The following is a 24,253-nucleotide window of genomic DNA, read 5'->3' as shown; positions in this document are numbered from 1 at the left end:
ACAATACACCTCCAGCTTTATTGTAGATATTTTCTCAGAAATCTATTTTTTCTTTTCTTTGTAAACTGGGAACTATTAAACTCTTTGATCAGTTATAATATGTTTAATTCCATTGTATCCTGATTGCAGATACTCTTTCATAAACGACGGGAAAGCCTTATATTTATTAATATCTTCAACAGGAATCCAATGCATTGTTTCTTTAACTCCCATTACATAGCTTTCACTGTTAAGTTCTCTTGTACCTCTAGGCTTCATCATAAAGTACATAGCTATCTCGTGACAGTCCATTCCTTTGTGCGAACCTTTATCGTCATTAAAGAAATTCTCATGGATTACAGCAAGATAATCTATTTCGTACTCAACACCTGTTTCTTCAAGAACTTCTCTCTTAACGGCGGTTTCTGCTGTTTCACCCATATGAACGGCTCCACCAATAGAATAGAAATAATCTTCTATTTCGTTTCCGGCAAATAGTACACATCCTTCTTCTACAATGATTGCTGCCGCTCGGTATCTAAACCACTTATTTCCTTCTATAAAACCACAATTGTATTCCATAATTACTCTCCCAAATTTTTAATTTGATGCACTATAAATTATCCTTATCTTACATACTACATCTGAAATGCCGTTATCCAAAAACATATTCCGGCTATAAGTGAAAACGGAGTCATAACATATTTTTCTTTCTTACTTTTTGAAATCATGTTCATAATAGTATTCAAAGATAGATAAGCGGCAAAGAAGAAACAAATATATTTAGTAACCTTAAAAGACAGCCACAAGGGAATAAAACCTCCAGCTTGCAAAATAATTATCATTGCAAAAATTTGGATAGCCACTGAAATGACTGCCATAACTCTAAATTTCTTAGGTAAGATTTTATGTTGTCCACCCATTGTAAATTCCCCCAAAGGTAAACCGCAAGCAACAAGAACTGTCATAGCTGCTATAACTCCAAATAATACTGCACCTAATATTGAAAACATAAATCAATATTCTCCCTTCGCAAAATACAAAAAATTTCAGTTACAAATTCAAAATTTCTTTCTTTTTTATTAATACCATAAACAAAATTTTTATCATACTCTATCCCATTTTATTTAAAATATTCTTCCATTTTTAATTGTCTTTTTGACTTTTCTGACTATTTTTAAAATCTTCCTTTTTACAAATTAAGTTATTTAAATTATCTAAGATTCTCCTCATACTTCCTAATCTCATCCTCATGCTCCAATGTCAGCCCAATCGAATCCAACCCCTTAAGCAACCTCTGTTTCCAGCTTTCTTCCAGTTCAAAGAAATAGTCTTTTCCATTTGCAGTCAGCTTGTTATTTTCCAAATCAACTACCACTTTAGCATCCCCAGGAAGTTTAGCCAGTTCCAGTCTATCAGCTTCTGGCAAAGTTATTGGCAAATGTCCGTTATTTAGCCAGTTCATGTAGAATATTCCTGAATACCCTCCTGCAACAATTACATGAAATCCATAATCCTGCAATGCCCAAGCCGCATGTTCCCTGCTCGAACCACAGCCAAAGTTATCTCCTGTAATCAAAATTGTCCCTGTCTTATATTCAGGCTTATTTAAATTAAAATCCATATTATCTGTTCTGTCCTCATTGTATCTCCACTCATCAAACACATATTGCCCAAATCCTGTTTTTTCGATACTTTTTAAATATTGTTTTGGAATTAATTGATCCGTATCAATATTGTCATTCATTATTGGAACGATTGTTCCTTCATATTTTGTAAATGGTTTCATTTTTCTCTCCTTGCTTTTATTAATTTTTTAATCTAATCCCATTGATTTTGCTAATTCTTGATCTAGCTCCTGTCCTTTTATATTAGCTTCTCTTGTTCCGTGCAGTTTCATGTAATCTGCGAGCATACCCTCTTTTGGAAGAACTCCAGCCGCAAATATCGCCCATCTCAATAATCCTGTCAAATATAAATCTAGCACAGTAAATCTATTTCCTATTGCATATTTTTTATCTTTTAAAAATTCAGTTAATGTATTTAAAGCTGTATCATAATCTCCATATCCTATGCTCCTTCTTTTCTTTTTACTTGACGGAACATCAAAGAATTTATCCATGAAAGCATACTCCAGATGAAGTGCAAAAAACATCCAACGATAAAATTCTCCTCTTTCTAAAGAATTAACTGGTGGAATCAAGTTTTTTTCAGGGTACATATCTGCTAAAAATGTCAAAATTGCCGCTGTTTCTACAATTACTTTTCCATCTACTTTTAGTGCTGGTACTTTTCCCATTGGATTTACTGAAAGATATTTTTCAGATTTCATTTCTTTACCGAAATGAACAGGTACTACATCATATTCTGCTCCACATTCTTCTAACATCCATCTTACAGATACTCCTCTTGAATATGGATTTGTATAAAAAGTTATCTTTTTCATAGTATTTTTCTCTCTTTCAATTTTTTTATTCTTATTAATTATCATTAACCAGTATCTATTCTCTTATTTTACCTCATCCAATTCCCTTACATCCACAAATTTCCCATAAATTGCAGCAGCAGCAGCCATCGCTGGACTTACCAAATGTGTTCTTGCACCTTTTCCTTGCCGTCCTTCAAAATTTCTGTTAGAAGTTGAGGCACAATGCTCTCCAGCTGGTATCAAGTCAGGGTTCATCCCAAGACAAGTTGAACATCCAGCTTCTCTCCATTCAAATCCCGCATCTTTCAAGATTTGTGCAATTCCATTTTCTTCAGCCGCTTTTTTAACAACTTGTGAGCCAGGAACTACAACTGCCGTAATATTTGGCGCAACTTTCTTTCCTTTTACAATTTTTGCAACAATTTCCAGGTCGCTCAATCTTCCATTTGTACAAGATCCGATAAATACGTGCTTTAAAGGTATGTCAAATGGAGTTTGTCCTGGTTTTAAGCCCATGTATTCGTATGCTTTTTCATCATTGTGATCTTTGATTTCTGGAAATTTTTCAGTAACATTGATTCCCATTTCAGGATTTGTTCCCCAGGTAACTTGTGGCTCAAGATTTGTAACATCTATTTTTATATGCTTATCAAAGGCTTCTACAGAATCTGTATACAATTCCTTCCATTCAGCCACCTTTTTCTCAAATTCCTCACCTTTTGGTGCAAATCTTCTTCCTTTCACATAATTAAATGTAGTTTCATCAGGTGCGATAATTCCTGATTTTCCTCCACCTTCAATCGCCATATTGCATATTGTCATTCTTTCTTCCATCGAAAGCCCTCTTATCGTATCTCCAAAAAATTCAAAGGCATATCCATTTCCAAGTCCAATTCCATAAGTCTTGATTATATGTAAAATAATATCTTTTGCGTATACACCCTTTTGTAATTTTCCAGTAATTTCAATTCCCATTGTCTTAGGTTTCTTTTGCCAAATTGTCTGTGTTGCCAGAACATGCTCAACTTCACTTGTCCCTATTCCAAATGCAATCGCTCCAAATGCCCCATGAGTCGCAGTATGGCTATCCCCACAAACTACAGTTTTTCCAGGTTGCGTAAGTCCTTGCTCAGGCCCTACCATATGCACAATTCCATTATTTTCATTAAACATATCAACAAGTTCAATCCCAAATTCCTTACAGTTGACAGCAAGAGCATCAAGCTGTGCCTTAGAAATCTTATCTCTAATATTCATTCTTTGCGACATTATAGTAGGCGTGTTATGATCCATCGTTCCAAAAGTCAAGTCAGGCCGTCTAACCTTTCTTCCAGCAAGTCTCAATCCTGAAAACGCCTGTGGCGAAGTAACCTCGTGAATTAAGTGTAAATCTATATAAAGCAATTGTGCTTCTCCAGGCTCTCCTGTAATTACGTGTTTCTCCCAAACTTTATCAAACAAAGTTTTTGGTTTTTTCATTTCATTTTTTATTTCTGACATCTTTTTATCCTCCGATTTTTCTCTCCAAATTTTTTTATTTATAAATTTTTTTAAAATTTATCTATTCTTTTTTGTTCAAATTTCTGTAATTCCTTTACTTTTTCAAAAATAATATCTACATTTTGTTCCCTTAAATAACTCATATACAAGGCTCTATCTTCCTTTTCGATTACAAATGGAGTTATTTTTTCCTGAAAACACAGATACATCATAATCAGTCTTCCCGTTCGTCCATTTCCATCACTAAAAGGATGAATTCGTTCAAATTCTATATGAGAGTTTAATATCTCCAATAATTTTTCATCATCATTTTTACATAATTCAAGTCTATAATTAAGATTTTCAATCCAATTTTTTGTAAGGATTGGTGCTTGACTTGGTGCAGAAGTTTCAAAATTTGCACCAATTATGGCATTACTATTTCTTTTAAAATTTCCTGCATTATCATTTAACCTATCCAAAATTTCCTTATTTATACTCTTTATCACGTAAATATCAAGTTTTTTATCATTTTCAAGTTCACTTATCATATAGTCAATCGCCCTTTTATGATTCAAAACTTCAAAAATTTCACGAACACTCTTGCTATCTGGTATTATGCTATCCAAAATAATTGTAGCCGTCTCATTCAATGTCAATGTATTTCCTTCAATGGCATTTGAATGATATGTCATTCTTACTGATAAATCTAAAAAATATTCATAATTTATATTTTTTATATCCATTTTCTCCAACTTTCTATTCTTATAAAATTAATAGCAGTCCCAATGATAAAAAACATCTGAAAAATCTTTGTTTTTCAATTTTTCACGATTAATAAAAAAGTGCATTACCCCACTATCTCCAATCATAACTTCTTTTCCACTATCAATTTGAAACAATGATGTATCGTACTCTTTCATCTGCTTATCATCTCTTGGTTCCCATTGAGTAAAATATGGAAATCCATTGCATTTTGTCCCAACAATTTCTTCATAGAATTCGTCATCGTATAATTTTTCTACTTCTTCGTATAATTTATCTTTTTCATTAAATCCTAAACTTTCTTCTTCCAGCACTTCTTTAAACAAGTTATCTAAAAGTTCATAATTAAAACTTTCTTTCTGTTTTTCCAAAGAAAATTTCATTTTACAAGGTTCACTTGCTATTAAAGTTTCCATATACTTTAAATCAAATTTATAAGGATTGTACATTTCCTTAAACTCATCTTCCGAATAGTAATCTTCAATTTTTTCATAATAAATCACATCAAATCCATCTCGATTTGTATAATCATCAAAATCCAATCCCAGCAAATCTTCTCCCAAAATCCAAAACTGCAAAATCCCTTCCTGCGGGAAATCTTCAAGCCCCTTCAAATCCTCACAATTTATCTGTGCAAGGAACATAAATTGTTGTCCTTTTGAATTTGTTGGAATTTTTCTCCCTTTTGGAATATACGGAATCCCTTCAATTTTGCTATCCGTTATTTTTATTTCTTTTGAAGCATTGACCGAAGCATCTGCAACCATCATTTCTTTTGCCGTTTCCTGATATTTTTTCTCTATTTCCTTAAAAATATCTTTTGCTGAAATTTTTAATTCTTTCTCTTCCATTTTACACCTCTTTCTGGATTTTTATACCATTTAAGTTTAGTCTATTTTGCAAAAATTATTCTCTAATTTTTTAAATCAAACTAATAAATCTATGTAGATATAAAAACTTATCCTCGCTAAATATCTCCGTAATTAAATTCTCCTTCAATATTCCCTTCCAAATAAATATAATGTCCTCCAAAAATCCATTCTCCGTCATAAGCTATCACAGATAAAGTTTCTTCAAAATCAACGGAAATATCTGTTAAATATATCATTTTTCTATACGCCTTTTCCGTTAATTCCCCATTTTTCATTTTTTCGGCACTTTCTTTATCCAAAAATCTGTCCAAATAACTTAGCACATCGTCATCAAAACCGTTATCTTTCCACCAGTCCTGTGCCATTTCTAGCGTATATTCAACGTATCCATCATATATTTTTTTATACAAATCTTTTATATTTTCCAATACTTTTCTGCCATTTTGAATAGTTTTTTCCAAATCTTCCATTGTATTTTCTTCTTCATCATAGTTCAGACACAAATTTACCTTTTTCCCATCCGGCAATTCAATATTTCCTGCATATCCCAAGTCATCTTCATCTTTTATAAGTAATCCCAATATCTTATCTTCAATAAAATCTTTATTTTTTTCCAAAATTTCAATTTTGACACTTTCTTCAATCTGCTCTAAATATTCATCTTCCTTATCTTCTTCCAGTGAAAAAAGTTCCTTAACTCTTCCTGACAAAGAAATTAAATTATTTCCATTTTCATAAAAAAATTTAAACTTCGTACTATACAAAATTAAAACTTTTATATCCAATTTTTCAAAATCATCAATTTTAACTTCTTCAATTATTTTTTCTTTAAATTCTTCTGCCAATTTTTCACTATTTTTTACTAAAATATCTAATAATAAATAACTTGAATTTATACCTTCATCATTGTCATAATCCTCCAGACTCAAATCCACATCAATTAATTTCCTAGCCCAATTAATCTTACTTTTATAATGGCTTTCCCTTGTCAATCCAAAATTTTTCATATTTTCTCTTTACTTTCATTATTTTTTATATTTATTTTTTATCTAAATACCCTTATAATTCTCAAAATTATTTCCAATATGTTCAAAAATCCACTTCCACTCTTTTTCACAACTACACTGTCTGATTTTTCAATCTGAGTTCCATCATAAGTTTGGGTATCAATAATATTTCCGCTTTCATCAAACCACTTCCATTCCCCAATTTTCCTGTCGTTTTTATACTGCCCTTCAAATTCCAGTTGTCCATTTTCATAATACTTCTCAATTTTACCATTTTTTTCGCCTTCAAAAAATACATTTAAACCCAAATATTTTCCATTTGGATAAAAAAACTTCCACTCGCCTTCCTTATATCCGTCAACTATTTTTTCTGTTCCAGTAACAACATCATCTTTGGTTGTCATTTCAACCATTCCTGTGTACCTTTTCCCTTTTCTAAAATAAACATCCACATTTCCTTCTTTTACAATGCGAAAATATTTTAATGCCATTTTATCTTCCCGTACTCTCAGCGTTTCTTCCATCTTTTCAAATCCCATCTAAAATCTTTTTATTTCGTATACTCCTTCAAGTTCCTTTGAAGACATCCTTGCACCAAATATTGACATCCCAATACCAAGTACAACAGCTGTTATCATATCTCCCGTTATTAATAATCTGTTAACTAAAATTCTGTCTGAAAGAACTTCAAATATTCCCATTTTAGATTTTATTGAAAAAAGCATCAAATGTGAAAACCAGATACCTATTACAGTTGAAACACATATTGCAGCTATTCCAAGTGAATTAATTTTTTTACCTAGTACTGTAAATCCTCCCACAGCACCAGCTGAAATTAGAATTATTGTAAAAATCGCCAATTTCCCAAACATTCCGACTATTATCCACGATACTCCCATAATCAAGGCTCCTATCAGGGATCCTAAAAATCCTTTAACAAAATTCATTTGCACTTTCTGTTTTTCCTCTTTTTCTTTTTTCCATTCATTTTCGATCTCCTTAACACAGTTTTCACACAAATGGAATCCTTCACTATAATCAGATTTTAATAATGTTGTATATGATATTTTACTTTCATTCTTTCCACAAAAAGCACACTTGCTCTTGCTTTCTTCCTTTGTCAAAAAATTTATTGCTGTTTCAATTGCTTGTTTTATATCTCTTTCAGAATTTTTTACTGTTAACTCAATGTAACTTTTTTCAAATTTTGCCTCTTTAAAATCATAGATATCTGTTTTTAACCTATTAAATAGTTTTGTCAGTCTTTCCTGATCGATTTCCTTATCAACATTTATCTTTATTCTGTACTTTTTACTAAATTCCTGAATACTTACATAAAATCCGTCCATAAAGCCTTCAAGCGCTTCAACGCTACCAACTCCGCCCAATTTCTCCTTTACATACCTAAGATTATACTCTTTATTTAAATCCTCCAGCATAATATCCATTAAAAATTTCCTCCTTGTGTATAAACTTTCTTAATTTATTTTTTTTAATTTTAGCACCACAATTTCAGGCTGTGCAAAAAATCTTATAAACATTTCAAAAGCTCCGCCACCAACACCTGAAGTAGTATAAATTTTATGTCCGTCATATTCCTTCAAGCCATACCCATATTTCCACGGATGCTTAATTTCCGCCCATAATATCAATCCGAACAATGTTATCTGTCCACCATGAGTATGCCCTGCCAAAGTCATATCTGACCTTTCCTTCTGTTCGTTTGTTATTTCTTCAAAATAATCAGGATTATGTGTTATGAAGATATTAAAATCATCTTTTTTTATACCATTAAGCGCCTTCTTTGCATCAGGTTTCCCTTTTAGTAAATCGTCAACTGCTGAAATGTAGATACTCTGGTTATTTACTGTTATTTTGTCATTTTCATTTACCAGCACTTTGTACCCAAGGCTTTTCAGTCCAGCCATATTTTTTTCCACAGAATTATAATCATGATTTCCCAAAACTGCATAAATTCCATATTTAGGCTTTTCCAACTTTTCCATTCCTTTGTAAAATCGTGGAATTTTACCAGTCCAGTTAGTATAGTCACCACCCAGAATTATAATATCCTTTTCCTGCTTGTTTATCAAATCAATAATCCTGTCAAGCTGCTTCTGATTAAATCTCGCATAAGTATCCAGCTGAAAATCCGCCGCAAACACAATTTTCTTCCCATCAAATTCTTTTGGAATATCTTTTGAAGCAATTTCTATTGTTCTCACCTTGAGCTGTGTATATTCATAATGTGCATAAATTAAGCAGATTATAAAAAATATTGCTAAAATTCCTAAAACTGAAAATACTGTTTTTTTAGTTATCATAAAATTTTCCTTTTCAATTGTTTTATTTTCTCTCTAATTTTGAGATTTATAACTTTTCTATTTATTTCTTAATCAACAACTGCACTTACTTCTATTTCTATCATCAATTCCTTATCAATTAATGAAGACACCTCTACCATTGTTGCAACTGGTTTAATGTCGCTAAAAAATTCTCCATGTGCTTTTCCATATTCTTCCCATTTTGAAATATCTGTAACAAACATTCTTGTTCTAATAACATTTTTTAACCCCAATCCTTCCTTTTCAAGAACCTTTTTTATATTTTCAAGAATATATTTTGTCTGTTCATAGGCATTTCCTGCTGCATAAGGCTTTCCATCCTTGACAGCTGTTGTTCCTGCTATTTCAAAAATATTTCCTATCCTTACTGCTCTCGAATATCCTACAGTGTCCTCCCATGGAGAATTTCCGCTTATATTTTTTCTCATTAATTTAATTCCTTTCAAATTCTCATATTTCTCTTATTTTTTCAATAATAACATTCATATTCTGTGTTTCAATAAAGATTGTAATAAAATTTCTAAGTGTGCATCTCCGCTTCAACATCCTCAATACTTTTTTCAGGCTGTACAAGCCATTCTAGTGCCAATCTTCTGAAATGAATAATACTTTCATCATAAGGGAATTTCTTGTTATTATGATTTTCAGGACGTATTCTCAGTTCCACTGCACTCCAGTTAAGTCTGTACAAATAATCAAGCATATCCATTATTTCATCTTTTGAACGTAATTCTGCTTTATTCATCAACGTTTCTAAATCATTTTCCATAAAATATTCTATTGTTCCCTTAACATTGCAAATTGTACTCAAATCTGTTAATTCTTGTAATGATAAAGCCCATAGCAGTACTGGTGGACATTCATAACGCCAATTATATTCTGAATTTATTCTTACATCATCTGCGTATTTTTCAAGATAATTTTTTTCTTCATTAGTCAAAACTTCTTTAATCCCGTATTGCTTTTCAAAGATTTCCAAAAACTCTTTGATTTTTTCTTTGGCATTTTCCTGCATTTCATTATAAAGTTCTGATGCAATTCCTGTCATCTGTATTGCAGCTGCTCTTTTTATAATCAATTCTTTATCAGGAATAACAGCTCTCGCCTCCGAAATACTTGTATGCATATTCTCAAGATATGGCAATCCATCAGCCTCTATTTTTTCAATACTTCTAGCCATTCTAGCATTATCTTCATCTGTCATTTCAAAATTGTCAATTAATTCTTTAGGAATAAACGGCGTAAACTCTTTAAATTCTGTTCCTATCTTTTTTGAAACAAATACTTTTTTATCAGGCGAATATAGAGTTTCTGTACTAAATAACGGATAACCATCAAAACTTTTTCCTGCTCCCAAAATAAAATCCAATAATTTTACCTTTTCGTTTTTCTTTTTTCCACTTTTGTAAAAATCAAAAGTTGCCATTAATTTTGTTTTGCAATTGAAAAATGCAATTTGAGTCAATAACATCTGCTTCAAATTTTCATCTTTTATATTCACATCTGAAAAATGTTCTGCAAGCCCAGCGCCATATTTTGCAGCCATTTCACTATCATCAATTTCCCCGTTGATTTCGGTACCATCTTTTAATTTTATTCTAAAAATTCGTGTCCAGTCTTGTATTGGGAACTCTTTTTCAGTGTCTTCCCCTTCAAAATATGATAGAACATCTTCATCCACGAAATTTTTATGCATATCAACCGCTTCTTCCACTTTATCTCCAAAATACTCAACAATTTTTCGTGCAATTCCATCCCCATTTTTTCCAACAACTGAATGAAAATAAAAATCTTTAGCTATCCTTAAAGGAATTTCTTCTTCCTTATTCTTTTTAAAAAAATCAAATATTCCCATTTCTTCTCTCTTTCTAAATCTAAATTCTCTTCAACTCAAAAATCACAATCTCAGGCTGTGCAAAAAATCTAATAAACATCTCAAGGAAAGCCCCTCCTAATCCCGAGGTAATGTATATTTTATGGTTATTATATTCCTTCATTCCATAGCCATATTTCTTCTTATCCTTTATAGCCGACATAATAATTTTTCCAAAGAAAGTAACCTGTCCTGCATGTGTATGTCCAGCAAGTGTCATATCCGCTTTTTCCTTCTCATTCTCTGTCATTTCCTCAAAATATTCTGGATTGTGAGTCAAAAATAATACAAAGTCCTCTTTTTTCAATCCTTCAAGAGTCTTTTTCGCATCAGGCTTTCCATGCCACAAGTCTGTTACTCCAGCAATATATATATTTTCATTATTTATTGTTATTTTCCTATTTTCATTTACGAGCAGATTAAATCCAAGTTTTTTCATATTTTCAGCCGTTTCTTCTGCTCCTGGATACTCATGATTCCCATAAATCGCATACACTCCAAGTTCTGGAATCCTTATATCCTTCGCATCCTCATAAAACTTAGGAATATTTTTCTCCCAAGTCGCATAATCTCCCCCCAGAAGTATCATATCCTTCTTCTGTGCATTAATCAGCTCAATCGCCTTTTTCTGCTGTTTTCTATTATACCGTGCCATCGTATCATACTGAAAATCAGCCACAAACAGCACTCTCTTGCCATCAAACTCCTTTGGCACATCCTTAGACTTTATCTCAATCATTTTAATTTTTATTTGTTTATATTCATAATGTGAATCAATCAAAAACACAATAATTATTGTTAAAAAAATATACAAAACATTAAGAATCCAACTTTTTCCTTTCATTTTTTCTCCTTATTAATAAATTTACCCCTAACCCTATAAGAAATATTACATCCAATGAACCTACATAAGCAAAATAGCCATAAATAATAAATATGATGAATATTCCTGCTTTATCATCTCCAAGCGATGGGTCTGAAAATATAATCTGTACCCATACAAAAAATATCAATATTTTTATTACTACTCCAACTATTGTCAAAATTATCAAGGCCTTTTTCCCTATTCTCGCTTTTGCATAAAAATATGATAAAAATATATTAAGCAAAGCCAATAAAAGATAACTTATTCCAAAATATGCGGTTTCATCAATTTTAAAACTGCTTAAAACCGATTCTAGTAATTCTGGCAATAAAATTGATGCCAAAACATTAAAACAAAGTAAATGAACAAAGTATGAACTTCTAAGAATTATTTTTTTCATTCTTTCTCCTTCTAAATAAGTTGAACAGTAATCCTAAATAAAAGTATAAATTTAGCATTCCCATATAAGCTCCAAATCCGAAGAATATAAGATATAAAACGAATCCTCCTGCTCCTGCATCCTCTGTTTTAGGAATCGACATAAAAAATCCAAATATGCAAAAAAATATTATTACTTTTATCGTCACTATAACTAATGGTGGAATTAACAAACTTTTTTTACTGACTTTTATTTTTGAAATTAAATAAGAGAAAGTTAAACAAATTATAATGAAAACAATCTCCATTAGTAAAAATAATCTTTCTAAAATCCACTCATTTTTTATATTCAGATTTATAAAAAATTCATAAATGCTATTATTAAACCTTATAACCGCCAAAACAATGTCAAAAAATATTAAAAACAACAAGTAGAATAACCAAAAAAATCCTTTTTTCATTTTTATTCTCCATCTAATTTTTTATTTAACTATTTAAAATAAAACTCCGTATTTTTCATTTACTTTAAATACGAGTATTTTCTATTTTTCTTCCTAATTACTCACAAATTCCTTAACTTTCTCAAGAAATTTCTTTCTATCCTCATCTTTACCTTTTGCTCTCAAACTATAATGAATCCACTTCGTTTTCTTTATCCCAATTCCACCAAGATTAGCCTTTTTCATCGTAATCCCAAAACCTGTTATATTTAACAAAAATTTTGGTGCTGTAGCAGTTGTAATCATTTTTGCTATTTTTACATTAGTCAAAAGACCTTTTATTCCATTCTGTGTATTTTCGTACGCAAAGCCTTTAATCATAACTTTATCAAAAAATCCTTTCAGTATTGCAGGCATTGACATCCACCAAATTGGAGATACAAGTATCAATTCATCAGTATTTTTCAAAATTTCCTGATATTTTTCCACTAAAGGATCAATATTTTTCCCTTGTGAATACAAAGACAATTCTTCATCTGTCATTACAGGATTAAATCCATCCTTATTCAAATCTATAATTGTATATTTTTCTTTTGTTTCATCAAGTTTTTCCACTACTTTATCTAAAATTGCCTTGTTAAAACTTCCATTCCATGGGTGTGCAAAAACTATTGTTTTCATTTTTGAACTTCCTCTCTTCTACAAATAATTTTTCAAAATACTTTATTAAAACCTTTTGGATACATTTAAATTTAATACAAAAATTAGCAATTTCCATATTAAAAAAATTTTTAACCTATAATCTTTGAAATTAATTTGGCGAACAGTGTTCGCCATTTCCCAAAATCATAAAACAATAAAAGTTTTCTAAATTATGCGAACGGTGTTCACACTTTTTGTATTTAAAAAATCAGAAAATTCCCTCCATCTCTACCTAAACTAACATTAGTATTTTATCTATTCTTTTACCTTCAAAACTAAAGGCTTTCCTATAATAAGACACAAATTACCCAATACACCAAGTGTCAAAGCGCTTAAAAGGAATTTACTTGTTTCTATTTCTCCATTTAAAGTTTTAAATAATAAAATTGTAATTGAAAGCCAAAATATCAAAGCAAATAACCAATTTTTCCAATTAAATCTTATTTCAATTTCCATAACTTCTTTTTCAATGTTTATTTTTTGTTCCGAACTTTTAACAAAAAGTGTACTCGCTTTAATTGTATGTTCTCCATAATCTACATATTCAATTTCTTTTTTTGTTCCTTTAAACGTTATAATTTCATCATCTAGAAAAAAATTCATTGAAATATTTTGTCTAATATTTGATTTATCATTTATAATCAATTTAGGCATAAATTTTCCCCTCAATCATTCAGAATTATTTATTATAAAGCCTATTATTCCATTAATATAAGCCTTTATACTTGCTTCCACAGCATCCGTACTTTGTCCTTTACCAATAAATCTATTTCCATTTTCATCTCTCCTAAATCAATTTTGATTACTGTAAAATCTATTACTCTTATCTTAATTTATTGAGAAATATGCAAAACTTCGTACACTTTTGAATTTTCTACTTCTTTAGGAGCATTTTCAAAAAAATAATACTCTGTATGTTTCCAAGTTTCAGGGTTATATACTAATGCTCTTCCAACAATTTTATCATTTGATATAGAAAATTCCATTCTTTTCATTTTTTCCATTGGTTTTGTTTTGTTCTCTATTTCTAATAAATATCTTGCTTTAGAAAAGTTTTCATTAAACTCTTGCAACAATGGTATTCCAATATTTATAGTCTGCCAGCCAAAAGAATTTAAAATATTATCATAGAAACCATCGAATATGAATTTATTCATTCCTTTGTTATCTTTCCAAAAGTATAATGGCGAATATTCTTTATTTTCCTCAGAGATTAAATAGGCTTTAAAAAATAAATCTTCAAATCCATCTGTTTTAAATCCATTTTCTTGCACTCTTTTTCTAATATTATTCATATCAAAATCTTTCGAAAGTTTTACTTTATACTGCATCATTATCATATCTTTTATCCTCCAATATTTTCTATTTAATTACTGTATAATCTATTTATCCCGTTAATATAAGCCTTTATACTTGCTTCAACTACATCCGTACTTTGTCCTCTACCGATAAATCTGTTTCCATTTTTCTCGATAATCACAACTACTTGTGCCTGTGCATCAGTATCTCCAGTTATTGCCTCCAGCTTGTATTCTTCCAAGACAAAAATGTCGCTCACTGCTAAGTTTACTGCGTTGTAAGCCGCATCAACAGGCCCATCTCCAAGAGCTTCTTTAACCAGTTTTTCTCCATCCAGTTCAATGGTAACTGTTGCTTTTGGCTTTTTCCCTTCCTGTCTTGAAATTTCAAAGTGAGTCAGTTTTATTCTTCCCTCTATTTTTGCTGCTTCTCCAGCAACTAATGCGATAATGTCTTCATCTAAAACATATTTTTTCTTGTCTGCCAATTTTTTAAACTGTGCAAATAATTCTTCCACTCTGTCACTTCCGACATGATTAAATCCTAGTGATTCTAATTTTTGTACAAAAGCGTGTTTTCCTGAATGTTTTCCAAGTACTAAGCTGTCTGGATTTCTTCCAACTGATTCTGGACTCATAATTTCGTAAGTTTCAGGATTTACTAATACTCCATGTTGATGAATTCCTGATTCGTGTGCAAAGGCATTCGCTCCGACAATTGCTTTATTTGGCTGTGTTGAAACTCCTGTCAAAAGGCTTACTAATTTACTTGTTGGGTAGATTTGCTTTGAATCAATGTTTGTATAATATTCTTCAAATAAGTCTTTTCTCGTTTTCAAAATCATTGCAATCTCTTCAAGTGAAGTATTCCCAGCTCTTTCTCCAAGTCCATTAATTGTACACTCAATCTGAGTTGCTCCAGCTTGAATCGCCGCAACCGAATTTGCCACAGAAAGTCCCAAATCATCATGGCAATGCACAGAAATATCCACATTTTCAATCCCTTTAACATTTTTTTTCAAATAAGTTATAAGTTCAAACATTTCATTTGGAGTTCTATAACCTACTGTATCAGGCACATTAAGTGTAGTGGCTCCAGCTTTTATAGCCGTTTCATATACTTCCACCAAAAATTCCTTTTCAGTTCTAGTCGCATCTTCTGAAGAAAATTCAATATCGTCAATAAACGATTTTGCATAAGACACCATTTCCTTTACTCTATCTAAAATCTGCTCTTTTGTCATTTTTAGTTTGTATTCCCTATGAATTGGAGAAGTTGCAATAAATGTATGTATTCTTGGTTTTTTCGCATTTTTCACTGCCTCTGCCGCTACTTCAATATCTTTTTTCACAGCTCTCGCCAAACTTGTAACTGTAGATTTCTCAATATTTTCAGCAATTAATTTAACTGATTCAAAATCTCCTGGTGATGCCACTGCAAATCCAGCTTCTATCACATCCACCCCAAGACTTTCAAGCTGTTTTGCAATTCTCAATTTTTCCTGTGTATTAAGATTGACACGTGGTGTCTGCTCCCCATCTCTTAGCGTTGTATCAAATATTTTAATATGTTTTTTCATTGTCTCCTCCTTATAGGTAATACTTTTCATTTTATTTTTATTTTATGGAATGCATTGCTGCCTGCTCCGCATGAATAATCGCTGTATCAAATAACGGGACATCAGTATCTTCATTTTTTATAAGAAGCCCTATTTCAGTACAACCTAATATTATTCCTTCTGCTCCTTTACTTCTTAGCTTATCAACAATTTCTAAAAATTTCTTTTTTGAATCAGAATTTATAGTTCCAAGACAAAGTTCGTCATATATTACTTCATTTATAATTTCTATATCATTCTTATCAGGTATTATAACATTTATACCCTTTTCAATAAGTTTTGATTTGTAAAAATCCTGTTCCATTGTATATTTTGTTCCAAGCAATGCTATATTTTTTAATCCTTTTTCTAATATCTTCTCTGCTGTCATTTCAGCAATATGCAATATTGGAATGGAGATTTTTTCTTCAATCTGGTTAACAACCTTATGCATTGTATTTGTACAAATAACTATAAAGTCTGCTCCTGCTTTTTCAAGATTATTAGCAGCTTCTCCCAAGATTTCTCCACTTTTTTCCCAGTTGCCATTTGCCTGACATTCTTCTATTTCCTGAAAATCAACGCTATATAATATACATTTAGCTGAATGTAATCCTCCTAGTTTTTCTTTAATTGTTTCATTTATTATTTTATAATAAGTTACTGTGCTTTCCCAGCTCATTCCTCCTATTAATCCTATTGTTTTCAAATTCATCTTCCTTTCAAAATAAATATTTTCTATTCTTTCACAGCTTCAAATCTCAATCTCACATAATCCGCCAGAATTTGTCCATTTTCATTTCTTTCCAGTTCTTTTTCAACTTTTTCAGTTATTTCATCAATCAGTTTTTCATGCATTTCCACTGGAACGTTTACAAGAGCAGGTGCAGAAAAAGTTTGAAGCCATCCTTTTATTCCAGTTGGAAGCAAAGTAGGACGGGGAAAGCTTATCATTCTTTTGACTTTCAATCCATATTTTTCAAGTAATTCTGTTTTTTCTTCCGGAGTTGGAAAAAACCAGCATTTTTTAGCTTTCAAGTTATGTTTTTCTACAGTTTCAAAAATAGCATTTTCTATTTTTTCCACGTTTCCTTTACGACCCGTCTCGGCCACAAAACGTCCACCTTTTTTCAAGGCTCGAGATACTCCTTCCATTACTTTCTCCGGATTAGTCATCCAATGTAGCGCCGCATTGGAAAAAATCGCATCAAACTCATTTTCAAATTTCATATTCTGCGCATCTCCCTGTATGGCTTCAATCCCAATTTTTCTTGCCGCTTCAACAAATTTCTGACTTCCATCAAGTCCTAAAACTTTGCACCCATATTCAGTGATTTTCTTAGTCAATACTCCATCTCCACAACCTAAATCCAAGATATACTCATCTTTTTGAGGATTTAACCATTCAATCAGGTCTTCTCCATAAGTTGATACAAAACGTGCATTTTTCTCATATTTTTCTTTTTCCCAATGTTGACTTATTTTCATTTTATTACTTTCCTTCTATACTTTTTTTTAAATATTACATTTTTTCGCCTCTACTCATTGCTACAACCCCTGTTTTGGCGATTTCAAGTATTCCATAACTTTTCATCATTTCCACAAATCCACGTAATTTTTTCACATTTCCTGTAAGTTCTATTACAAGCGAGTTTGGTGCCACATCCAGCACTTTCCCACGATAAATGTCTGCAATTTGAACGATTTGAGCTCTAGTCTGAGCATCAGATTTTACTTTTATAAGCATAAGTTCACGTCTTATAACGCCTTCCGATGGAAAAATTTTTACTTTTACAACGTCAACGATTTTATAAACTTGTTTTTGAATCTGATTTAATGCCTTGTCGTCGCCATCAACTGTAAGTGTCAATCTTGCATAACCTGGCTTATTTGTAACTCCAGCAGTCATCTTGTTTACTGAATACCCTCTTCTATTAAACATAGACATTATTCTTGATACAATTCCATTTGTATTTTTTGTAATTATTAATATTTCATGCTCCTTAATCATTTTCCAGTACCCCTTTCTTACCTATCATTTGACTTACAGTTTTTCCTGCTGGTATCATTGGAAAGACATTTTCTTCCTTTTCAACGATACAATCCAGTATCACGCCTTCATCTGATAAAATCAGATCTTTTAATTTATTTTCTAAATCCGCCTTTGTCTGCAATCTTTCTGATTTTATCCCATAAGCATCAGCAATTTTCACAAAATCAGGGTTACATTCCAAATCAACAAAAGAATATCTTCTATCTTTAAATAATTCCTGCCATTGTCTAACCATTCCCAGGAATGAATTGTTTATAATTACTACTTTTACTGGCAAGTTATACTGTCTAATCATCATAATTTCTTCAAGCGTCATTTGAAAACCGCCATCTCCAACGATTAACACAACTTTCTTATCTCTCGCCCCAACTTGAGCTCCAATTGCTGCTGGCACTCCAAATCCCATTGTTCCAGCTCCACCTGAAGTTACAATACTATTTGCATTTTTATAAGTCATATATTGTGCAGCCCACATTTGATGCTGTCCAACATCTGTTACAACAATTGTATCCCCATCCAGAATATCGTTAATTGCCTTTAACACTTCCTGTGGAAGCAATTTATCCTTACCAACATCTCTATGTGCCAATGGATATTCTTTTTTCCATTCTTTTACTTTATCTGTCCATTCTTTGTGATCCTGTGGCTCCAATTCCTTATTGATTTCAGAAAGTACATTTTTTAAATCCCCAACTATCGGCACATCAGCCTTTTTATTTTTATCAATTTCAGCAGGATCAATATCTATATGTATTATTTTCGCATGTTCACAAAATTTGCTCGGATTTCCTGCGATTCTATCATCAAATCTTATCCCAGCCGCAATTACCAAATCTGCCTCGTCTGTGGCATAATTTGCTGGAACAGTACCATGCATTCCAAGCATTCCAAGTGATAATTCATGATTTTCAGGGAACGCTCCAAGTCCTAAAAGAGTTGTAGTTACCGGAATATCCATTTTATTTGCCAGCTCTAAAAGTTCCTTTGAAGCTCCAGATTTCATGACACCTGCTCCCGCTATAATTAATGGTTTTTTAGCTTTTTTTATCAATGATAAAGCTCTTTTTATCTGTACAGGATGCCCAACATAAGTCGGCTCGTATCCTTCCAGCTGCACTTCTTTGTCAAACAGCTTATTAAATTCATCATAAGATATTTCCTGCTGTTGAATATCATTTGGAATATCTACCAGTACAGGTCCTGGTCTTCCTGTTGAAGCTATAAAATAAGCTTCTTTTATGATTCTTGGAATATCTTTAATATTTTGCACCAGATAATTCCCTTTTGTTATTGGAACGGTAATTCCTACAATGTCAGTTTCCTGAAAAGCATCTCTACCAAGCAAGTTGCTTCTTACCTGCCCTGTTATTGCCAGCAATGGTATAGAGTCCATGTGTGCTGTCATAATCCCTGTAACCAAATTTGTTGCTCCAGGTCCCGAAGTTGCAAGACAAACTCCCACTTTTCCAGAAACTCTCGCATATCCGTCTGCCGCATGTACTGCCCCCTGCTCATGTCTTGCAAAGTAATGTTTAATCTTGTCAAAACTGTAAATTTCATCATAAATAGGTATTACTGCTCCACCCGGATACCCAAACATATCAGTCACACCTACTTTATGCAGGCACTCCAACAGCATTCTTGCACCATTTATCATTTCGCTACTCATTTTTCAACCACCTTTTCTTTTAAAATTTTATTTTTATTATTCTATTTCCTGAGAATTTAACCTTTTTATTACATATCCTCTTTTACTAAATTCCTCTGTTATTTTGTTAATATGCTCCTCGCCATTCGTTTCTACTGTTACCTGAAGTTCTACATCGTGAAATCTGTTAAGATTTTTAAATTGATTATGCTCAAGCCTTATAACATTTGCATTCTGTTCAGAAAGAATTTGTGACACAGCAACCAGCTGCCCCGGTTTATCAGGCAAGTCAACCGAAAATCTAAATATTCTACCTCTTACAATAAGCCCTTTATTTATCATAGAAGAAATAGTCAGCACATCAATATTTCCTCCACTTAAAATTGATACAATCTTCTTTCCTTTTTCATTAATTTTTCTAAGTGCCGCAACCGAAAGAACTCCTGCATTTTCTGCAACAATTTTATGTTTTTCAACTAATAGAAGAAATGACTCCATAAGTTCATAATCTGAAATTGTAATTATATCGTCCACATAATTTTTTATATAATCAAAATTCAATTCCCCAATTTTCCTAACTGCTGTTCCATCAGCAATTGTATTAGTTTCAGGCAGTTCCACAACATCTCCATTTTTTAGAGCCGCAATTGCCGAAGCTGCTCCTTCTGGCTCCACACCGATTATTTTTATCATAGGATTTTTCAGTTTTGCCGCAAGTGCAATTCCTGAAATTAGTCCTCCACCTCCAAGTGGCACAAGAATTATATCAGCATCAGGTAATTCTTCTAACACTTCAAGTGCAATCGTTCCCTGTCCTTCCACAACATCATCATCATTAAACGGATGAATAAACACATACCCTTCCTTCTCCTGCAATTCTCTCGCATAATTATAGGCATCATCATATTCTTCCCCTGCTAAAATAACCTCAGCTCCATATTGACGAGTTGCTTCCACCTTTATAAGCGGTGTATATTTAGGCATTACAATAACTGCCTTAATTCCTAGTTTCTGAGCCGCAAGAGCCACACCCTGAGCATGATTCCCTGCTGATGAAGCAATAACTCCCTTTCTCTTTTCCTCTTCAGTCAATTTTGCAATCTTGTTATATGCTCCCCTAATTTTAAACGAACCTGTTCTTTGTAAATTTTCAGGCTTAATATAAACATCATTTCCAGTTTCTTTCGAGAACACTGAACTGTGAATCAATTTAGTTTTTGTTATCACAGTGCTTAATCTCTCTCTTGCTTCTATAAAATCATAAAGTTTATGCAATCTCTTCACCTTCTTCAAAAAATTTTTTATTTATTTTAAACATCTATTTTTATATAATATTTTTTTATTTATATTTTTAACGTAAGGGCATCAATCGCCATGCCCTTACATCTCCGCTTTACGCAAAACTTTCTTATAAAGAAAAAAGAAAACTCGCTTTTGAATTTCAATTGTTTTAATAAAAGCAACTGCATTTCATTCAAAATATATTCCAAAAGCTCAAACAGTTCTTTTTCCTTTAACGAAATTTTGCTTATTCTTTTTACTATTACAATTGGTAGAATTAAGTTAAAAATGTCGTGATTTTTTGGAAATAAAAATTTATGTCTGAGCGAAGCGAGTTTAATTTTTGTTTTCAAAAAATGCTTAGACAAGCCGGGTTTGCAAAGGGGATGGCGACTGTTCCCCTTTGCTTTATAAAAAAGAAAAAACATAAAAATTACAGAAAAAATACCCATTAACTATTTTTTATTTAAATATTAGACATTTTTTATCTTTTCATTTAAAAACTCTATTATTATATTTACAATTTCTGGCTGAAACCAATATTCATCAGAATGTCCTGCCCCAGTTACTACATATCTTGTTGATTCTATCCCTTTTTCAATTAATGCCTTGTGAAGTTTTTCTGTTTGAACTGGAGGCACTAAAGTATCTGCATCTCCGTGCATTAATAAAAATGGTGGGGTTTTGGAAGAAATATATGATATTGGATTTGTTACTTTTATATCATTTCTTACATCATTTAGCCAAAATTTCACTGATAATAATATTGCCCTATAACCTTCATCAATGTCATCTGGAATTTCAAAATCCACTTCTCCAAAGTCTGTTACTCCATAAATATCAATAACTGCTTTTATATCGCTATTTTCAGATAAATTTTCACCTTTGTCAAAATTTCTTGTTCCATTTGTCGCTCCAGCCATTGCTACAAGATATCCACCAGCAGAATCTCCCATTATAGCTATTCTCTCCTTGTCTACCCCATATTCATCAGCATTAGCCTTCAAAAATCTGATTGCTGATTTTACATCTTCTACACTTTGTGGAAATACTCCATCAGGAATAGTTCTATATTCCATGCTTGCAACCACATAACCAGCCTTTGCAATTTCAATTCTTTGCTGTAAATAATTTTCCTTGTAGCTATGTGCAAATGAGCCACCTGTTACGAACAGCACTGTTGGAAATTTCCCTTCCCTACTAGGTTTCAAAATATCCATTTCCAATTTTATATTTTTTCTAAAATAGCTGACTGGCTGTGAATAAGTAACATTCACTATTGATTTTATTTTTTCCTGTGACAGCTCAATATTTAAAACTTTACTTTCTCCACCATTTCCCATTTCAATCTCCTCCTTTGCAAAAGCACATTAATCCAATATTTCAATAGCCCCTCTATCTGCAGAAGACACGTGCATTGCATATTTTTTCAAATACCCTTTTACTTCAATTTTGAATGGCTCCAATTTAGCTTTTCTTGCTTCAATTTCTTCATCTGAAATTTTTATGTTTATTGTTCTGCTTGGAATATCAATTTCAATAATATCTCCATCTTGAACTATAGCAATATTTCCACCTGAAGCGGCCTCTGGAGAAACATGTCCAATTGAAGCTCCTCTTGTCGCTCCAGAAAATCTTCCGTCTGTAATTAACGCAACATCCTTATCAAGCCCCATTCCAGCAATCATAGCTGTTGGCGATAACATTTCTCTCATTCCAGGCCCACCTTTTGGTCCTTCATATCTAATAATTACAACATCTCCTGCTACGATTTTTCCACCAACAATTGCTTCTACAGCTTCTTCCTCACTATTAAATACTTTTGCTGGCCCTGTATGCTGTAACATTTCTGGATCTACTGCTCCTTCTTTAACAACGCAGCCATCTGGTGCCAAATTTCCTTTTAATACTGCAATTCCACCAGTTTTGTAGGCTGGCTTATCCCAAGGCTTGATTACATCATCATCATTTATAAATGCTTCTTTTGCAAGTTCTCCTTGAGTACGCAATGCTACTGTTTTTGTATTTTCATGCAATCTTCCATTTTCAAGCAGTCTTTTCATGACTCCTGTTACTCCACCTGCTCTATACAAGTCTTCTATAAAATGTTCACCAGATGGCGATAATTTACACAATTGCGGAGTTATTTTTGCAATTTCATTAAAATCCTCCAATGTCAATTTTATTCCTGCTTCATGTGCTATCGCTGGCAAGTGTAGAGCTGTATTTGATGATCCACCAAGAGCCATATCCATTGCAACAGCATTTTCAAATGCTTCTCTTGTCAAAATATCTTTTGGACGAACATCTGCTTTCAATACTTCCATAATTTGCATCCCAGCTTTTTTAGCAAGCCGTATTCTTTCTGAAAATACCGCTGGTACAGTTCCATTTCCTGGAAGCCCTAGTCCAAGCGCTTCTGTTAGGCAGTTCATTGTATTTGCCGTATACATTCCTGCACAAGATCCGCAAGTCGGACATGCCATTTCTTCAACAGAATTAAGTTCTCTTTTAGTTATTAATCCAGCTTCATATTCTCCAACTGCTTCAAACACATTACTAAGCCCTATCTTCTTACCTTTATACACTCCCGCAAGCATCGCTCCTCCACTTACAAATATTGAAGGTATATTTAGTCTTGCAGCTGCAATTAACATTCCAGGCACTACCTTATCACAATTTGGCATAAATACAATCGCATCAAACGGAGTAGCCATTGCAACTGCTTCAATTGAATCTGCGATTATGTTTCTTGTTACCAGTGAAAATTTCATCCCAATATGATTCATTGCAAGTCCATCACAAATTCCAATTGTATTAAATTCCATTGGAACTCCTCCAGCCATTCTTATACCATCCTTCACAGCCTGAACCAAATTTTTCAAATGAACATGCCCCGGTATAATTTCATTAAATGAATTAGCAATCCCAATAATTGGACGATCCATTTCCTCACTTGTAAATCCTAGCCCTTTCAAAAGCGATCTGTGTGGAGCTCTAGCCTCTCCTCTTGTCAAGTTGTTACTTCTTCCTTTTCCTTTCATTGTCATTGATTTCACTCTCCTAAAATTTGTTTTTTTTCATACATAGTTAATCTCAATTTTTAAGATTTCCCTATATATTTTTATCTATAAAATATCAGCAAACTTTAAAAATAATCATTTAAAGTTATTTGATTATATTTTATCACATATTTTATAAAATTTTTACTTATTTTTCTTTATAAATTCCATTGAACACTT

General features: G+C 32.2%; 27 protein-coding genes. All 27 read right to left on the bottom strand.

The features are described 5' to 3' along the window. Window positions 1-75: 75 nt before the first annotated feature. Complete coding sequence (locus FVE77_RS05015) at window positions 76-561, bottom strand: NUDIX hydrolase (protein ID WP_026746531.1); 486 nt, start codon at window positions 559-561, stop codon at window positions 76-78. A gap of 56 nt (window positions 562-617) precedes the next feature. Further along, window positions 618-992: a hypothetical protein gene (locus tag FVE77_RS05010; RefSeq protein WP_026746532.1), complete on the bottom strand. Its 375-nt coding sequence runs from the start codon at window positions 990-992 to the stop codon at window positions 618-620. A 200-nt stretch (window positions 993-1,192) separates the two neighbouring features. After that, window positions 1,193-1,768, bottom strand: coding sequence for a 3-isopropylmalate dehydratase small subunit (gene leuD, locus FVE77_RS05005; RefSeq protein ID WP_026746533.1), 576 nt, complete (start codon window positions 1,766-1,768; stop codon window positions 1,193-1,195). A gap of 27 nt (window positions 1,769-1,795) precedes the next feature. Beyond that, window positions 1,796-2,425, bottom strand: a complete 630-nt coding sequence (locus FVE77_RS05000; protein ID WP_036088096.1) for a glutathione S-transferase family protein — start codon at window positions 2,423-2,425, stop codon at window positions 1,796-1,798. A gap of 63 nt (window positions 2,426-2,488) precedes the next feature. Next, window positions 2,489-3,907 (bottom strand): 3-isopropylmalate dehydratase large subunit, encoded by a 1,419-nt coding sequence (gene leuC, locus FVE77_RS04995; protein WP_026746535.1) that lies wholly within the window; start codon window positions 3,905-3,907, stop codon window positions 2,489-2,491. Between the two features lie 50 nt (window positions 3,908-3,957). Beyond that, window positions 3,958-4,632, bottom strand: a complete 675-nt coding sequence (locus FVE77_RS04990; RefSeq protein ID WP_026746536.1) for a Fic family protein — start codon at window positions 4,630-4,632, stop codon at window positions 3,958-3,960. Window positions 4,633-4,659: 27 nt separating this feature from the next. Then, a complete protein-coding gene (locus tag FVE77_RS04985) occupies window positions 4,660-5,502 on the bottom strand; it encodes a YwqG family protein (protein ID WP_026746537.1) in 843 nt (280 codons plus the stop codon). A 116-nt stretch (window positions 5,503-5,618) separates the two neighbouring features. After that, window positions 5,619-6,530 carry a DUF2262 domain-containing protein gene (locus FVE77_RS04980; protein ID WP_026746538.1) on the bottom strand — a complete coding sequence of 304 codons (912 nt, stop codon included), beginning with the start codon at window positions 6,528-6,530 and terminating at the stop codon, window positions 5,619-5,621. 38 nt (window positions 6,531-6,568) lie between these two features. Beyond that, window positions 6,569-7,069: a toxin-antitoxin system YwqK family antitoxin gene (locus FVE77_RS04975; RefSeq protein ID WP_051254500.1), complete on the bottom strand. Its 501-nt coding sequence runs from the start codon at window positions 7,067-7,069 to the stop codon at window positions 6,569-6,571. Next, window positions 7,070-7,978, bottom strand: coding sequence for an FUSC family protein (locus FVE77_RS04970; RefSeq protein WP_026746539.1), 909 nt, complete (start codon window positions 7,976-7,978; stop codon window positions 7,070-7,072). A 30-nt stretch (window positions 7,979-8,008) separates the two neighbouring features. Beyond that, the gene (locus FVE77_RS04965) at window positions 8,009-8,854 is read right to left on the bottom strand and encodes a metallophosphoesterase (protein WP_026746540.1); all 846 of its coding nucleotides are present in this window, start codon (window positions 8,852-8,854) and stop codon (window positions 8,009-8,011) included. A 68-nt stretch (window positions 8,855-8,922) separates the two neighbouring features. Next, a complete protein-coding gene (locus FVE77_RS04960; RefSeq protein WP_026746541.1) occupies window positions 8,923-9,303 on the bottom strand; it encodes a RidA family protein in 381 nt (126 codons plus the stop codon). Window positions 9,304-9,395: 92 nt separating this feature from the next. After that, window positions 9,396-10,730 (bottom strand): DUF4272 domain-containing protein, encoded by a 1,335-nt coding sequence (locus tag FVE77_RS04955; protein WP_026746542.1) that lies wholly within the window; start codon window positions 10,728-10,730, stop codon window positions 9,396-9,398. A gap of 19 nt (window positions 10,731-10,749) precedes the next feature. Next, a complete protein-coding gene (locus FVE77_RS04950; protein ID WP_026746543.1) occupies window positions 10,750-11,592 on the bottom strand; it encodes a metallophosphoesterase in 843 nt (280 codons plus the stop codon). Continuing rightward, window positions 11,567-12,013, bottom strand: coding sequence for a hypothetical protein (locus tag FVE77_RS04945; RefSeq protein WP_026746544.1), 447 nt, complete (start codon window positions 12,011-12,013; stop codon window positions 11,567-11,569). Before FVE77_RS04945 ends, FVE77_RS04950 begins: the two co-directional genes overlap by 26 nt. Beyond that, a complete protein-coding gene (locus tag FVE77_RS04940) occupies window positions 11,994-12,452 on the bottom strand; it encodes a hypothetical protein (protein ID WP_026746545.1) in 459 nt (152 codons plus the stop codon). Before FVE77_RS04940 ends, FVE77_RS04945 begins: the two co-directional genes overlap by 20 nt. A gap of 93 nt (window positions 12,453-12,545) precedes the next feature. Continuing rightward, complete coding sequence (locus FVE77_RS04935; protein WP_026746546.1) at window positions 12,546-13,112, bottom strand: NAD(P)H-dependent oxidoreductase; 567 nt, start codon at window positions 13,110-13,112, stop codon at window positions 12,546-12,548. Window positions 13,113-13,388: 276 nt separating this feature from the next. Then, entirely contained in the window at window positions 13,389-13,787 is a 399-nt protein-coding gene (locus FVE77_RS04930) for a hypothetical protein (protein ID WP_015769957.1), read from the bottom strand. Window positions 13,788-13,966: 179 nt separating this feature from the next. Then, window positions 13,967-14,473 (bottom strand): DUF4865 family protein, encoded by a 507-nt coding sequence (locus tag FVE77_RS04925; RefSeq protein WP_026746547.1) that lies wholly within the window; start codon window positions 14,471-14,473, stop codon window positions 13,967-13,969. A gap of 26 nt (window positions 14,474-14,499) precedes the next feature. Next, complete coding sequence (locus FVE77_RS04920) at window positions 14,500-16,011, bottom strand: 2-isopropylmalate synthase (RefSeq protein ID WP_026746548.1); 1,512 nt, start codon at window positions 16,009-16,011, stop codon at window positions 14,500-14,502. 37 nt (window positions 16,012-16,048) lie between these two features. After that, on the bottom strand, window positions 16,049-16,738 hold the full coding sequence (locus tag FVE77_RS04915; RefSeq protein WP_026746549.1) for an aspartate/glutamate racemase family protein: 690 nt from the start codon (window positions 16,736-16,738) through the stop codon (window positions 16,049-16,051). A gap of 29 nt (window positions 16,739-16,767) precedes the next feature. Beyond that, complete coding sequence (locus FVE77_RS04910; RefSeq protein ID WP_026746550.1) at window positions 16,768-17,517, bottom strand: class I SAM-dependent methyltransferase; 750 nt, start codon at window positions 17,515-17,517, stop codon at window positions 16,768-16,770. A 34-nt stretch (window positions 17,518-17,551) separates the two neighbouring features. Continuing rightward, a complete protein-coding gene (ilvN, locus tag FVE77_RS04905) occupies window positions 17,552-18,040 on the bottom strand; it encodes an acetolactate synthase small subunit (RefSeq protein ID WP_021769600.1) in 489 nt (162 codons plus the stop codon). Then, entirely contained in the window at window positions 18,033-19,751 is a 1,719-nt protein-coding gene (ilvB, locus tag FVE77_RS04900; RefSeq protein WP_026746551.1) for a biosynthetic-type acetolactate synthase large subunit, read from the bottom strand. The genes ilvN and ilvB overlap by 8 nt, the downstream gene beginning before the upstream one ends. A gap of 36 nt (window positions 19,752-19,787) precedes the next feature. Next, a complete protein-coding gene (gene ilvA / locus FVE77_RS04895) occupies window positions 19,788-21,005 on the bottom strand; it encodes a threonine ammonia-lyase (protein WP_026746552.1) in 1,218 nt (405 codons plus the stop codon). Between the two features lie 479 nt (window positions 21,006-21,484). Continuing rightward, a complete protein-coding gene (locus FVE77_RS04890; protein WP_026746554.1) occupies window positions 21,485-22,354 on the bottom strand; it encodes an alpha/beta hydrolase in 870 nt (289 codons plus the stop codon). Window positions 22,355-22,381: 27 nt separating this feature from the next. After that, window positions 22,382-24,061: a dihydroxy-acid dehydratase gene (gene ilvD / locus FVE77_RS04885; protein WP_026746555.1), complete on the bottom strand. Its 1,680-nt coding sequence runs from the start codon at window positions 24,059-24,061 to the stop codon at window positions 22,382-22,384. Between the last annotated feature and the right edge of the window lie 192 nt (window positions 24,062-24,253).

The organism is Leptotrichia hofstadii (assembly GCF_007990525.1).
In the GTDB taxonomy this organism is placed as follows: Bacteria; Fusobacteriota; Fusobacteriia; order Fusobacteriales; family Leptotrichiaceae; genus Leptotrichia; species Leptotrichia hofstadii.
Note: the sequence above shows the minus strand (reverse complement) of the source record. Positions and strands in the feature narration are given on the sequence as shown.